The 13,496-nt window shown below is 71.0% G+C and carries 14 protein-coding genes, 1 tRNA gene and 1 pseudogene; 2 read left to right on the top strand and 14 right to left on the bottom strand.

Annotation, left to right across the window (positions count from 1 at the left end; translation table 11 throughout):
- Positions 1 to 126: 126 nt before the first annotated feature.
- From ACFWN1_RS07640 to ACFWN1_RS07625, 4 genes are all read right to left on the bottom strand, one after another.
- The gene (locus ACFWN1_RS07640) at positions 127 to 1,476 is read right to left on the bottom strand and encodes a Cys-Gln thioester bond-forming surface protein (RefSeq protein WP_384359235.1); all 1,350 of its coding nucleotides are present in this window, start codon (positions 1,474 to 1,476) and stop codon (positions 127 to 129) included.
- 322 nt (positions 1,477 to 1,798) lie between these two features.
- The gene (locus tag ACFWN1_RS07635) at positions 1,799 to 2,275 is read right to left on the bottom strand and encodes a single-stranded DNA-binding protein (protein ID WP_384359206.1); all 477 of its coding nucleotides are present in this window, start codon (positions 2,273 to 2,275) and stop codon (positions 1,799 to 1,801) included.
- Between the two features lie 351 nt (positions 2,276 to 2,626).
- On the bottom strand, positions 2,627 to 4,483 hold the full coding sequence (locus ACFWN1_RS07630; protein ID WP_384359205.1) for a YfjP family GTPase: 1,857 nt from the start codon (positions 4,481 to 4,483) through the stop codon (positions 2,627 to 2,629).
- 3 nt (positions 4,484 to 4,486) lie between these two features.
- Positions 4,487 to 6,097, bottom strand: coding sequence for a dynamin family protein (locus ACFWN1_RS07625; protein ID WP_384359204.1), 1,611 nt, complete (start codon positions 6,095 to 6,097; stop codon positions 4,487 to 4,489).
- A gap of 271 nt (positions 6,098 to 6,368) precedes the next feature.
- Here ACFWN1_RS07625 and ACFWN1_RS07620 point away from each other — a divergent pair.
- A tRNA-Arg gene (locus ACFWN1_RS07620) sits at positions 6,369 to 6,441 on the top strand.
- A 177-nt stretch (positions 6,442 to 6,618) separates the two neighbouring features.
- Here ACFWN1_RS07620 and ACFWN1_RS07615 read toward each other — a convergent pair.
- The 10 genes and pseudogenes from ACFWN1_RS07615 to ACFWN1_RS07570 form a co-directional block, all read right to left on the bottom strand.
- Positions 6,619 to 7,173, bottom strand: coding sequence for a hypothetical protein (locus ACFWN1_RS07615; RefSeq protein ID WP_384359203.1), 555 nt, complete (start codon positions 7,171 to 7,173; stop codon positions 6,619 to 6,621).
- Positions 7,174 to 7,186: 13 nt separating this feature from the next.
- Positions 7,187 to 8,590 (bottom strand): replication initiator protein RepSA, encoded by a 1,404-nt coding sequence (repSA, locus tag ACFWN1_RS07610; RefSeq protein ID WP_384359202.1) that lies wholly within the window; start codon positions 8,588 to 8,590, stop codon positions 7,187 to 7,189.
- Positions 8,591 to 8,678: 88 nt separating this feature from the next.
- Positions 8,679 to 8,993 (bottom strand): SpdD-like protein, encoded by a 315-nt coding sequence (locus ACFWN1_RS07605; RefSeq protein WP_356102711.1) that lies wholly within the window; start codon positions 8,991 to 8,993, stop codon positions 8,679 to 8,681.
- Positions 8,994 to 9,016: 23 nt separating this feature from the next.
- Positions 9,017 to 9,172 carry a hypothetical protein gene (locus ACFWN1_RS07600; RefSeq protein ID WP_199587223.1) on the bottom strand — a complete coding sequence of 52 codons (156 nt, stop codon included), beginning with the start codon at positions 9,170 to 9,172 and terminating at the stop codon, positions 9,017 to 9,019.
- 12 nt (positions 9,173 to 9,184) lie between these two features.
- Positions 9,185 to 9,376, bottom strand: a complete 192-nt coding sequence (locus tag ACFWN1_RS07595; RefSeq protein ID WP_199587224.1) for a mobile element transfer protein — start codon at positions 9,374 to 9,376, stop codon at positions 9,185 to 9,187.
- 19 nt (positions 9,377 to 9,395) lie between these two features.
- Positions 9,396 to 10,058, bottom strand: coding sequence for a DUF2637 domain-containing protein (locus ACFWN1_RS07590; protein WP_384359201.1), 663 nt, complete (start codon positions 10,056 to 10,058; stop codon positions 9,396 to 9,398).
- Positions 10,058 to 10,255, bottom strand: coding sequence for a hypothetical protein (locus tag ACFWN1_RS07585; RefSeq protein WP_350900247.1), 198 nt, complete (start codon positions 10,253 to 10,255; stop codon positions 10,058 to 10,060). Before ACFWN1_RS07585 ends, ACFWN1_RS07590 begins: the two co-directional genes overlap by 1 nt.
- 76 nt (positions 10,256 to 10,331) lie before the next feature.
- Positions 10,332 to 11,680, bottom strand: a pseudogene (locus ACFWN1_RS07580) (FtsK/SpoIIIE domain-containing protein).
- A gap of 2 nt (positions 11,681 to 11,682) precedes the next feature.
- Positions 11,683 to 12,039, bottom strand: a complete 357-nt coding sequence (locus tag ACFWN1_RS07575) for a hypothetical protein (RefSeq protein WP_031182347.1) — start codon at positions 12,037 to 12,039, stop codon at positions 11,683 to 11,685.
- A gap of 138 nt (positions 12,040 to 12,177) precedes the next feature.
- The gene (locus ACFWN1_RS07570) at positions 12,178 to 12,957 is read right to left on the bottom strand and encodes a GntR family transcriptional regulator (RefSeq protein ID WP_384359200.1); all 780 of its coding nucleotides are present in this window, start codon (positions 12,955 to 12,957) and stop codon (positions 12,178 to 12,180) included.
- Between the two features lie 18 nt (positions 12,958 to 12,975).
- Between ACFWN1_RS07570 and ACFWN1_RS07565 the strand changes: the two genes are divergently transcribed.
- Positions 12,976 to 13,440 (top strand): NUDIX hydrolase, encoded by a 465-nt coding sequence (locus tag ACFWN1_RS07565; protein ID WP_384359199.1) that lies wholly within the window; start codon positions 12,976 to 12,978, stop codon positions 13,438 to 13,440.
- Positions 13,441 to 13,496: the final 56 nt, after the last annotated feature.

The following is a 13,496-nucleotide window of genomic DNA, read 5'->3' as shown; positions in this document are numbered from 1 at the left end:
TGGAGCACCCATGATTCGCGTCAACGCTCCAAGAACTCGGCCCTGGTCCGGCCGATGCCCTCCAGGTGGTCGAGCACCACCTCGCAACTTACGAGAAGTCGAGGGCGGCCTCCGCCGGAATACCCCCTACTCCCCCGCCTTGTTCTCCCGCCCCCGGAGAATCACCAGCACAGCCCCGCCGATGACGACCAGCCCGATCGCCGCGCCCGTGATGACCGGCGTGAGGGTGGAGCCGCCCGTCGCTGCCAGATCGGTGCCCGTGGGGGCGTCGCCCGGGAGGGTGATGGGGGTCGGCTCACTCAGGGTCTGGGCCGAGGCCGCCGTCGCCGGGCCCTGGGTGGCGCAGTCCAGCACGCCGGTGAAGCGTTGGGTGAAGCCGTTGGGGCCGGTGAGGGTGAAGTCGTAGGACTGGTCCTCCTTCAGGGGGACCGTGATCGTTTCCGCCTTGCCGGGGGCGACCGTGTGCGAGGTGCCCAGCAGGTCGAAGGTGAACGGTTCGTCGCCCTTGTCGGCGACCGTGACGTCCACCCCGCCCCTGGCACAGTTCTTGCGGGCCGAGACCGCCGGTACGGCACCCTCGGCGGCCCAGGTCGCGTCGACGGTCGCGGAGACCGTGGACTCGCTGGAGCCGGCCAGGATCTGCGTCTGGCTGCGCGACTCGGAGGCGAAGGCGCGGCCCACCGGCACGGTGGTGGACGCCTGCACGCCTATCCGCACCGTGGCGTCCGGCGCGCCCTCGGGTATGTCGAAGTACAGCTGGGTGCCGTCCTGCGCCGAGGTGATCACCTTGCCGGTGCGGTCGATGATCCGTACGCCCTGGGCGGCCGCGTCCGCCGGGGGCGAGACGATCGCGCCGGCGGCGTCGGTGTGTACGGTCACCGGTCCCAGCAGGTCACCGGGGCGGCCGGAGACCGCGGGCGGGTCCAGGGTGAGCGAGGCCCGGGGCTCGGCGGCGGGGCGGGCGGTCTTCTCCAGGTAGTCGGCGAGCTTCTCGGCCTGCGGGTCGACCGCGTCGACCTTCGCCGCGTCCGAGTAGCGCCAGATGGCCACCTGGGTCCCGGCCGCCGCGTCCTGCTCGGTGAGCCCGGTCGCGCCGGCCTTGCGGGCGAGTGCGTCCAGGTCGTTCACCTGCGGGTAGGAGTGCTGGAGTATCCAGCGGATGCGCCCGGCGTTCTTGTTGGCGCCCAGCGAGGTGCCGCTCCAGGGGGCCTCCTGGTACTTGGCGTCACGCTGGGTGGGGTTGTGCAGGTCGACGCAGTACGTCTGCAGGGTGCCGCCACCGTCCACGGACATGTCGAACAGGCCCGCCGGTACCCGCAGGTCGGTGCCGTCCTCGTGGATCACGGCATCGCCGTACGTCTTGAAGCCGTTGACCGTGGCCGTAGCGCCGTTCTGCGTCTGCGGGGTCTCGTCGGCCAGGGCCGTACCGGCACCGGACAGCACACCCGCCGCCGCGAGCCCGCAGGCCAGCGCCATGGCACCGACCCGGACGGGAGCGGTGGACCGGGTGAACCCGGAGAACGCGGAAAGCACAGAATTCCCCTTCGAGCAGGACCCGTTGGACACGGAGGGAGGTCCCGCCAGCAGCAATCACCAACCCCTGGGGGTACGCCTGGGCATCCTATGGATCAACGGACACCACACCTCGCGGTCAGCCGACGGGACGGCTGATCCGAGCCTTAATCGTTATCGCGGGCAAGGTTGTTGAGCTTGGCTTATCGACAAATCCACCGATTTGCAGAGGGCGGTCCAGGCGCATTCACCGATAAGCCGCGTCCCGGTCAGGTGATGTATGACGTCATGTCACCAATACTTCCTCCGTGCTCTGTTGACTCTGCTGCTCCTCCGGCTCCGCAGCCGGTGTCTCCCATTGCGGCTCCGGACGCGTCTCCACCCGAGGTGGTGTCTCCGGTTTCGCCGAGCGCCGGAACGCGGCCGTCCCCCGGGTCAGATCGTGGCCGATCGTCACCGCGTCGATGTCGGCCGACGCCCACGCCTGCTGCTGCCCCTCGCGCATCTCGGTGCGCACCTTCAGCCGCCCCTGCACCACGAGCGGCTGCCCCACCTCCACCGAGGCCGCCACGTTGACCGCGAGCTGACGGTTGGCCCACACCGTGAAGAAGTTGGTGTGCCCGTCGGTCCAGAGATTCTTCTCCCGGTCCCAGTACCGCGCGGTCACCGCGAGCCGGAACCGGGCCGACGGGCCGTTCGGCAGCTCCCGGTACACCGGACGCGTCGCCACATTGCCCACCACGCACAGCACGGTCTCGTTCATCCTGAACCCCTCCCTCGCCCCGCGCTCACCGCCGGGCAACCGGTGCCGGTACGGGCCTGTCCCGTACGGCTTCCTGTGCCGTGCGGCGCGCACCGGTCTCACTCGTGGCGCGCCGCACGACCGCCGACCGCGAAGCCCGCCCGTCCCCCCGACCCCGTGATCCGGGTCGGGCAGGCGGTGCGATCGCCGTGGCACCAGACTGCGCCCCACCCGCCCCACCCCGCCGAGCGCTGTGGACAGCCCCCCACTTGTGGACAACTCCGTCACCCGATCAGGTGGCCGCGCCGTCCACAGCCCAGCTCGGTCCAGCCCAGCTCGGTCCGGCCCAGCTCGGTCCAGCCCAGGAAGCCCCTACCGCCCGACCCCCACCCCCGCGATCCGCCCGTACTGCTCCCGTACCTCCCGGTACCGCAGCAGCTCCGCCGCCACCGGGTCCAGCACCCGCGCCCGTCCACAGCTCGCCGCCGCTTCCCGCAGCCGGCGCTCCGCCTCCTGCCCGTACCGCCGCGCCGGCCCACGCGCCGCCAGCCGGCAGCCCCACTCCACCAGCGGGCCGCCCACGATCCCGCACAGCATCAGCAGCACCGGCACGCCCAGGTTCGGCGCGAGCACCCCAGCGATCTGCCCGACCAGCCACGCGCCGCCCACGATCTGCAGCAGCGTCATCGCCGCTTGCGCCAGCACCGCCAACGGCCACCAGCCCGGCCGGGGCGGACGGCCCGATGGCAGCCCGGCCTGGCCCGCCAGCTCGTCCAGCGACTCCGACAAGCCCTGCGACCCTCGTACCGCCGCCTCGCGCACCGCCTGCGCCCAGGGCGTGGGCAGCTCGGCGGCGGCCCGGTCGGAGACCGTACGGACCGCCTGCTCGACGCGCTGGCGCGCGGTCGCCTCGGCGTCCGGCTGCCGGCGCACCGGAAGACTGCTCGTCTGCGGGCCGCCCCGGTCCTCATACCAGCGCCACAGCCGCAGCCAGGGCGTGCCGCAGGCGCGGTTGGCGCTGCGCAGCCAGGCGCGTTCGGCGGCCTCCCCGGCGGCGGTGGCGCCGACCGCGTCCGCGAGCCGGCCGGAGAACTCCTCCCGCGCCTCCTCGCTGAGCCCGACACCCTGCCCGGCGGCGTACACCGGCCGCAGATCCGCGGCTGCCGCGTCCACGTCGGCGGAGACCCGGCGGGCCGCCGCGCCCCGCTCGGCCACGAACGCGCCGAGCGCCTCGCGCAGGTCGCCGACGCCGTCGCCGGTCAGCGCGGACAGCGCGAGGACGGTGGCGCCGGGTTCGTCGTACTCGCCGAGCGCGATGCCGTCCTCGTCCAGCAGGCGGCGCAGGTCGTCGAGGATCTGCTCGGTGGCCTCCGGGGGCAGGCGGTCGGTCTGGTTGAGGACGACGAACATCACCTCGGCGTGGCCCGCCATCGGCCGCAGATAGCGCTCATGCAGCACGGCGTCGGCGTACTTCTCCGGGTCGACCACCCAGATGACCGCGTCGACGAGCTTGAGGACCCGGTCGACGTGCTCGCGGTGCCGCACGGCGGCCGAGTCGTGGTCGGGCAGGTCGATCAGGACCAGCCCGCGCAGCTGGGCCTCGGCCTCGGCGCTCTGCAGCGGGCGGCGGCGCAGCCGGCCGGGGATGCCGAGGCGGTCGATCAGGGTCGCGGCGCCGTCGCTCCAGCTGCACGCGATGGGCGCGGCGGTCATCGGACGGCGTACGCCGGTCTCGGAGATCGGTACCCCGGCGAGGGTGTTGAACAGCTGGGACTTTCCGCTGCCGGTCGCGCCCGCGATGGCGACGACGGTGTGCTGCCCGGACAGCTTGCGCCGCGCGGTGGACTCGTCCAGGACGCGGGCGGCCTCAGCGAGGGTCTGGTTGTCGAGACGGGCGCGGGACAGACCGACGAGTTCGCGCAGCGCGTCCAGGCGGGAGCGCAGGGGGCCGTCGTACGCCAGAGGCGCCGGGGGGCCGCCGGTCAGGGCGCCACGGGCGGGCGCCTCCGGGGGTGCGTCGTCCTCGGTGGCGCGCCGGGCGATGAGGCCGTCGTCCCAGACCTCGCCCTCGGCGGGAGCCTCGCCGCCGTCCTTGGGACGCCGGTCGCCCGGACGCCGGTCGCCGTCCTCGGGATGCTGATCGCCCTCCACGCGCGCGCGTGGCCCCTCAGCGGCGGGACCCGGGTCGTCGACGTGATCCATCTGGTCCTTCTGGGCGGCGGCGGTCACCGGTCACCTCTCCTTCTGCAGTACGGACAGCGCGGCGATGAGTTCGGCCTGCGACTCGGCGTGGATGTCCAGGGCGTCGATGGGGGCGAGCCGGCGTTCGCGTTCGCCGTGCAGGACGCGGTCGACGTGCTCGGTGAGCAGGCGCCCGGCGCGGTCGCGCAGCCGCAGCGCGCCGTGCGCCCCGATCCGCTCGGCCAGCCCCTCACCCGCCGTACGCGCCCGGCGTCCGCCCAGTACGACGGCGGCGGCCAGGGCGGCGACCGTCTCGGCGTCGGGGGCGTTGCCGCGTTCCAGCTCGCGGACCTCGTCCTCGGCGTACTCCTCCAGCTCGCGCCGCCAGCGCCGTACCGCGAGCCCGATGCGGTGCTCGGCGCCTTCAGCGGCGGCGTCGCGGTCGGCGAGTTCCGGGGCGCGGGCGGCGGGCTCGCGGCGCCACGCCTCGTCCACGCGCTCGTCGGCGGCGGTGACGGCGCACAGCAGCAGCGCGCCGAGGCTCTCGGTGAGCGCGTCGAGCAGTTCGGCGGCGGTGCAGTCCAGCGGGTAGGCGCGCCAGCGCTTGAGGGCGTCCCCGGCGAGGACGGTGCCGGACTGGAGCCGGCCGCGCACGCGCGCGTGCTCGCTGTCGTAGGCGCCGTCCACGGCGGCGATGAGGCGGAGGGCGGCCGCGTACTGGGCGGCGGCCGCGCTCGCCAGCTCCGGCACACGGGCGCCCAGCGAGTCGAGCAGGCCGTACGCCGTACGGGTGAGGGCGCTGCGACGGGCGCCAGGGTCCTGGGCGTGGTGGTGCAGCCAGGTGCTCAGCGAGGCGACGGCGGATGCGGGCAGCAGTCCACCGCCCCACGCGGACTCGGGCAGCTCGGGCACGGTGAACCGGGGCACCTCGCCGAGCCCGGCCTTGGTGAGCAGGGCGCCGTACTGGCGGGAGACCTCGGCGACCACCTGGTGCGGGACGCGGTCCAGGACGGTGATGAGGGTGGCGCGGTACTCCTTGGCGGTGCGCAGCAGGTACCAGGGGACGGCGTCGGCGTACCGGGCGGCCGTCGTGACCATGATCCAGATGTCGGCGGCGCAGATCAGCTGCGCGGCGAGTACGCGGTTGTCGGCGACCAGCGAGTCGACATCCGGCGCGTCGAGCAGGGCGAGCCCGCGTGGGAGGGTTTCGGCGGTCTCGACGCGGAGCACGCGCGCGTGGTCGTCGACGGGCGTGTCGCTGTCCCTGCCGGGTTTCTCCTGGTGCGGCTCCCAGCGGCGGGTGAGGTCGGGCAGTACGCGCATGCCGCTGAACCAGTGCTGGTCCTCCGGATGGCAGACGAGTACGGGGGTACGGGTGGTCGGCCGGAGCACGCCCGCCTCCGTGACGCGTTGCCCGACCAGGGAGTTCACCAGGGTCGACTTCCCGGTCCCGGTCGATCCGCCGACCACGGCCAGCAGGGGCGCGTCGGGCGAGCGCAGCCGGGGTACGAGATAGTCGTCCAGTTGGGCGAGCAGCTCGTCCCGGTTGGCGCGCACGCGCGAGGCCCCCGCCAGGGGGAGCGGAAAGCGTGCGGCGGCGACACGGTCGCGCAGAGCAGCGAGTGCGTCGAGTAGCTGAGGGCGTACGTCCAAGGTCACCACATGCGAAGAATGCCCAATTTTAGGGGAATTCTGAAGCATATGGACATGCCTGCGCGCCGAAAGGACAGACCGGACGGAGGGGACGACCGGGACGCGGGCCCCCTCCCGGCATAACGAGTGCACAACACCCGGCGCGTCAGGGCGCAAAAGCGATGCATGATTCGTACCCGCCTGCGATTATCTTGACCGCTTCACCGAACCTCCACATCGAGCCACGGAGGCGCGGCGACAAGGTCAAGGAACGGGGAGCTTTATCCTTGACCCGCACCAGGCCCCCGTAGCTCAGTGGATAGAGCAGGCGCCTTCTAAGCGCTTGGCCGCAGGTTCGAGTCCTGCCGGGGGCGCATCTGCTGGCCCTTCCTCCGGGAAGGGCTTTTTGCTGGTCAGGCGCCGTTTCAGCAGGCACGCCGAAGACCCGTCCTCCTCCCTCACATCATGGGAAGACTCCGGGGCTGTCCGGCTGTCACCGGGTTTTGGCGGGTGGCCGTGTCGAATACGTGTCGAAGTTTTCGGGGGCTCCGTCAGCCGACATCCGGCCGCTCGGGCAGATCCCCCGCAGCCTCCAGTCGCCGTTTGAGATCGGGAAGCTGTCCCTCGACGCACCGGGCGTAGGTGGCCAGAAGCACGGGCACGCTGTTGCCGGCCCAGTCGGCCACTTGGGCGGGCGGGATCCCGTCGTCGAGCCACTTGGTCAGGCGCGTGTGCCGGATGTCGTAAACCCGCTTGCCGGTGGGTGACGCGAAGACGTGGGCAGGCAGTACGGCTTGGCGGGCGCTGCGCCAGGCTCGGCGGATGACGGAACCCGCCAGGACGCTGCCTTTCTCTCCCTGAAACAGCAGGTCGCCGGGCCGAAGCTCCTCGTTCTCGATGTGCCGCCGCAGGATGCGCGTCAGGGCCGGATGACCCGGAACGGTGCGCGTCTCCCCCTCGGCACGACCCTTGAGGTCCCGCTCCTCATGGATCTTGCCGGTGTCGGTCCACTGCTTGCCCACCTCCGGCGTGGCTGTGTGGATCAGCAGCTCGCACCACTGGTCGCGGCTGTCGGGGACCGGCAGCGTCACGTCCTCCACCCGCATGGCCACGGCTTCCTCAGGGCGCGGCCCGCAGTAGTACAGCGTGGCGAAGAGTCTCGCGGTTGGTCTGGAGATCGCGGGCGATGGTGGCCGCGAGGGCCGCTTCGCCGGGAGTGTGGCCGTGGCCGGCGTACTGCCAGTCGGCGAGGACGAGGACCGTGTCCGGTTCGCGGTCGGCGAGGCCGACGACAGCGGCTTCCTGTGCGGCTCGGTACTCCGTGCGTTCCTGGCGGAGGCTGCCGAGGGTGGTGGAGTAGGTGCGCGACTTGGACGAGAAGTGCCCGCGGAATCCGAGCATGTGCGCCCAGGCCCAGAGCCGTCGGTCGGGGTACAGGGCGTCCAGGTCGCGGCACGCCGTGATGAGCCGCCGAGCGTGGTCGGGAACGCGGTGGCGGTCGAGTTCGGCTAGTTCGCCGATACGGCGGTCGAGGGTGCCGGTGTTCTCGGCGGCCTTGGTCGCGTACTTGGCGACGTACGAGGCAACGGCCTGCTCGGTGATGTCGGAGCCGTCCCCGAAGGCTTTGACCGGGCGGACGTCGAGTTGTCGGCCCCAACGGAAGGTCCGCGCCGGCTGGTCGTCGGCGGCCGCGACCGAGACAGACGTGTACGAGTGCGAGGTGGCAGCGCGAACCGCGTCCGTAAGCAGATCAACCGTGGCCCAGGCGGGCGGCTGCGCTCCTGGACCGTCGGGGCCGTCGAGCCGCACGACGCCGTGGAAGTGCAGGGCACCGCGCTTCTGTAATTCGGCGACCTTGCTGTACGAGACGCGCAGGTGCTCAGCGAGTTCCCTGCGCGGCAGGCCGGCGCGGGCGGCGAGTTCGCGGCGGAGGCGCGTGGTGAAGCGCTGCCAGAGCTGACCGGCGTGGTTGTTGAAGAGGACCGCACCCGCGTAGTCGTAGGTGTCCGGGTCGAGCGGTGTGCCCAGTTCGGGGCTGTCGGGGGCGTGCGGGGTCCCGCAGTGGCACGCGCCACGATCGGGGCGGTTGTGGACCGGGCCGAAGGAAGGGGCCGTGAGGGTGGCGAAGACGCGCGGGTGTTCGCGGACAGTGGCGGGGATGTCCCGTCGTTCGTCTCCGGCGAGGCCCGCAGGGATCAGGTGGTACGTGTCACCTGCGTAGGTCCAGGCGCAGGCGGGGCAGCGGGACGCACGGCGGTTGCCGCAGGCGAGGCGGAGGCGGCCGCCCGGCTCGTTGGCGGTGGAGTAGTGGTGCAGCGTCTCGCCGGTGGTCTTGTCCTTGTGGAGGGTCCAGCCGGCGAGGTGGACCGGGTCGGAGCAGCCACCCGTGCTACGGACCTGGTCTTCCCAGCGGGCGTAGTCGGAGGCCGAGGCGACCCGGAGGACGTCTCCGAGGGTGATCGGGTCGAGTCGTTGCGCGGACGTTGCCGGCTTTTGTGTCCTGGGTGTGGCCCGGTAGGCCATGCTGGAGGTTCCTTCCGGTTGCGAGATCGGACAGGGACGGCTCCTGGGCGGCGGATGCTTGGCGGTATCGAGGCCGCCCAGGAGTCGGTCAGCGGCGCTTGGCGCCGGAGGCGAGCAGGGAGCGCAAAACGACCGCGCAGACGGCGACCGAGGCACCGGTGATCGCGACTGCCAGGAGCAGCGAGACCAGGACGGTGCCGAGGACCAGGACGACGGCCGTACCACCGCCGACCATGGCGAGGGCGGTGCCAGGTGTGAGCTGGACGACGGGGCGGGACGGCACGGGGGCTACAGGCGCCGAAGGGACCTGGGGGTCCTGGCTGCCGGTAGTGACGGTGGTCGGCTCGATCACGACGGGCAGGCTGGTCGGCTGCGGCATGGTCGGGAGCTTGGGTCGGAACATGGCGTTTCTCCTTTCTCGCCGGGCTACTTGACGGCGGTGTCGATGACGGGGGCCAGCACGCTGTCGGCCAGGAGGTAGCCGCCGAGGAGGAGCACGGCGATGAGCCACCAGGGCGGGCGGATGAGCTTGACGCCGAGGCAACCGACGGCCAACAGGGCAAGCCAGAGAGGGACGTTCATGGACGGTGTCTCCTAGCGGACGTGGCAGCGGTGGGTGCGAGCGGCGAGCTGGGCGGCCGTCTGGCTTGAGTAGTCGGCGGACCAGCCGCAGCGGTCGGCGGTGCAGACGGCGGCGTGCGTGGTCCGGCCGTGACGGTCGCGGTGGGTACCGATCTGCACAGGACCGATCCGCATCACAGAGTGGAAGTTCTCGCGGGCAGGCATCGCGGGGATCTCCTTCCGGTCAGACGAGCTGGGCGGCGATCGCGTCGGCGAGTTGGGACGGGACGCCGAGGCGGGATCGGAGGGTGTCCGGGTCGATCGGAGCTCCGGTGCGAGCGCGGTACTCGTCGGCGACCTTGCGGGCGTGCTCGATGAGGACGGCGGGGACCTGCGGTGGGGGTACCACCGGCGACGATGAAGCGGGGTCGTCCGTGACGGGAGTGGTGACCACATCGGGCTCAGGCACCGCTTCCGGTACCGACTGATCAACTTCCGGAACATCGGCGACGGCTGCCGGTCGAGCCTGCTCCGGCTCTGCATCGGGCGAATGGGCGAGAAGCGTTCCACCGAGAAACGCGACCGCGGGCCAACCGGCGATGCCAAGACGGAGCAGTGCGGGCGGGTTCGCCAGGTCGAGGAACCCAGCGGTGGCGACGTTGGCTCCGAGCGAGGCGAACAGCGCGACGACGAACCAGCACCAGGCCAGCCGGGAGGGTCCTTCGCTGCGCAGGCGCCGCCAAGCGGCGACCAGGAGCAGGTCGACGCTGACCGGATACGCCCACGCCTTCCATCCACTCTGTCCGGCAGCGGCGGCCAGGTCGTGCAGGTGGGCGAAAGAGAGGGCGCCGGCGATGACGGCCTGGACCAGGATCGCGTCGACCCGGAGACCGCGACGGGCTCCCATCAGGAATCGCCGGGGTCGGCGGAGGCGCCGTCGGAGTCGTCGGGGAACATGCCGGGCGGCGGCTCGGGCAACGACACGGCGAGGGCCGGGCTGACGACCTCCACGAAGTCGAGGTCGGCGCCGTCCATGTCGGCGTACAGGGCGAGTTGACCCAGCAGGAGCACGGTTCGGGCGAAGTCCTCGCAGGCGGGGCACATGACGGTTCTCCCTTGTTCGGGCATGGCGGGGGTAGGGACATGGCGCGGGGGTGGTCGGCCGAAGGGGCCGGACGAGTCAGGCAGTGGCCGAGGACGCCTTGGCCAGCGACACGGGCGCGGCGGAGGCGGAGAGAACGGGCCGGAATGCGGCCAGCTCAGGCAGAATCGGTGTCCGTTCGGAGTACCGGTTGCAGATGTTCACGGCCTGGCGGAGCGACGTGTGCGGGGCACGGATGCGATGCCAGCCTCCGGAGGAGTCGCCCGCGATGGCGAGTCCACGCTTTTCGGCAGGGATCTGGATGGCGGCGAGAACAGCGTCCGGGGCGATGTCGCCGAAGGCCATGTTGGCGGATGTCTCGTCGTTGACACGGTGGGCGGTGCGGGCGGTGAGCTGGGCACGGAGCATGGTGATGCCCTTGCCGAGTTCAGAACCGAAGCGCTGCCCGCAGATTTCGAGGTAGATGCCGGCCGCGCGGCCGAGCTGGGCGAGACGGACCAGAGCGGTGATGATCCGGTCTCTGCGCTTCTCCTCGTCCTTGCTGGCGTACAGGGCGAGTTCCGCGACCTCGTCGACCAGGACCACGACCGGGACCGGGCGCAGGTCGTCGGGGAGGTCCCAGATGTCGGCGGCGATCTCCGCATCCGGCACGTCAGAGGTGATCCGCTGCTGAGACCGTATGAGCTGGTAGACGCCTTCCATACGGCTGACCAGCGCATCGAGCACTTCAGCGGCGGTGTCGGCGTCGTCCGCCAGCGCGGAGAACCGACGGGCCAGGGGGTACAGCTCCACCCCTTGCTTACAGTCGATACCGACGAGGGCGACGTCCATCGGCGCAAGTCCGGCGACCAGGTTGCGTTGGTAGACGGACTTCCCTGACTCCGTGGCGCCGAGGGTGAGGGCGTGGGGTATCGCCCGGTAGTCGCGGTAGTGCACCGAGCCGTCCTGCCGCAGGGCAACTGGGACCCGCATGGGCCGTGGGTCGGTCTCGGCCGGCATCTGCACCCGCTTAAGCACGTCGTAGCCGGTCATCCGCAGCTGACGCCGGACCGGACCTCCCGCGAGGCGACGCCGTACATCGAGAACGAGTGCCGTAACCGGTCCGAGGCGGCAGCGACGTCGAAGGCGTCCTGTCCGGGGCGCAGCTTGAGCCGTAGGACCAGGCCGGTGCGGGTCGGCCGCATCCGCAGGACGCGCGGCGAACGCGGTTCCGGTATCGGCCGGTTGGTGGCTCGCGCCAGGGCAAGGCGCCACCGCGCGGCCGGAACCGTCAGCCCGCAGGCGTCCATGACCGACCTGTACCGAACCAGGACTCGCACCACGGCCAGCGTGACCCCGAAGGTCAACCAGTACCAGGCGGGGCGCCGCCACCGCAGAACGCCTACGGCAGCGGCGACCACCACCAGGGAGACCGCGTAGACGGTCATGATCAGGCCGCCTCAGCGCCTGCGGCAGCGCCCGCGAGGGACGTGACCGCGACCGCGCGGAACGCGATGCCGTGCCGCTTCTGCCCGTTGAAGTCGTTCTCCCAAGGCCGGGCGATCAGACCGGTGAGCGCGACGGGCGTGCCCATGGCCAGCTCACCGGAGATGCCGGGCTCCGGGACGGTGACGGAAAGGATCTCCACCTCTTCGTTGGCCGCGAACATCACGTCCACCGTCATGAGCTTCGCCCCGGTTTCGGTGTCGGTGGCGATCTCACCGGTGCGGCGGTCACGGACCTTGACCTGCGGGGACTTGGCGACCATGACGACGGCGCCGGAAGTGTCGACGGGGATCTGACGCACAGAGATCACTCCTCTATAGATGCCTAGCTCCTGCACTTATGTACATGAGTGACATGAAGAAGAGTGCATGACTCCTGTACATGAGTCAACCCGCCGCGAGGAGGAACTCACGACGGGTTGAGCAAAGTTGAGCGACCGTCAGTCGTCAGCAGGAATCCGGTACTCGAAAACGAACTGGTCAGCGGCCATGAGGGTGTCGCACACCTCGACTACGAGACCCGCGGTCGTACGGGCTTCGCGGATCAGGTGAACTACGGGAGCCCCTGTGCTCAGGGCAAGCTCTGAGGACTCCGCCTTGGAGGCCGGCCGCGCTTGCAGCGTCTCGACGAACTCCGCGAACTCGTGGCCGTGATCTTCGAGTCGGGCATAGATACCACCGCCGCCCGGGTTCTCGGCGAACAGTTCTGGGATGTCCTTCACTACGCCCCAAGGCAGGTAGGACGTCGCGGACTCGACGGGAGTGCCGTTGCGGAAGTAGAGACGCCGACGGGCCAGCACCTGCGCGCCGACAGGGACGCCCAGACGCTGGGCGGCGTCCTCAGGCGCGTCCATGGGGCCGATGTAGAGAACGCTGACCTTGGCGGTGGCGCCGGACTGTGCCGACTCGGCGAGGTAGGCAGCCTGGCCTCCCTGGCGGAGCGAGCGCCGGAAACGGTCGGAGGACCGGTGCCGTACCGGAGGCCGGCTCTTCACGATCGAACCCTTGCCGTGCCGGGTCTCGACCAACCCGCTGGCCCGCACCTCGACCATGGCCTTACGGATCGTCCCCCCAGAGACGCCGTACCGCTCCACCAGCTCGGATTCACTCGGCACCATGTCACCGGGCTTGAGAATCCCCGCCCGGATCTGCTGCACGATCTCGTCCGCGATCTGCACGTACCGAGGCCCGGAACCGACCCCTCCCGCCGCAGTTCCCATAGTCCTTCTCTGCCTCCTATGCTCCTTTACATGAGTCAACCACAGGAAGCGAACCCGTCTCCCCTGCACTCCGTGTCCGTGGCCGGAGTGGTGGTGCGCGAGGACGGCCGCCTCCTGGCGATCCGCCGAGCCGACAACGGCGCCTGGCAACTCCCCGGCGGCATCCTCGAACTCGACGAGACCCCCGAGGCCGGCGTAGCCCGCGAGGTCCTGGAGGAGACGGGCATCCACGTCGAGGTGGCCGAACTGACCGGCGTCTACAAGAACTTGCCCCGCGGAATCGTGGCCCTGGTCTTCCGCTGCAAGCCGTCCGGCGGCATCGAGCGCACGTCTAGCGAGTCGACGGCTGTCTCGTGGCTCACGCCGGACGAGGTCAGCGAGCGCATGTCGGAGGTCTTCGCGGTCAGGTTGCTGGATGCCTTGGACGGCAACGGGCCTCACGTGCGGAGCCATGACGGCAAGCGCCTGATCCCAGCGGGATAAGACTTTCTCTACTTCATCAAGGCGGCTCGCTCCGCTCCCCGCGCGCGGCCCGGCCC

The sequence above is a fragment of the Streptomyces sp. NPDC058459 genome, from assembly GCF_042721685.1.
In the GTDB taxonomy this organism is placed as follows: Bacteria; Actinomycetota; Actinomycetes; order Streptomycetales; family Streptomycetaceae; genus Streptomyces.
Note: the sequence above shows the minus strand (reverse complement) of the source record. Positions and strands in the feature narration are given on the sequence as shown.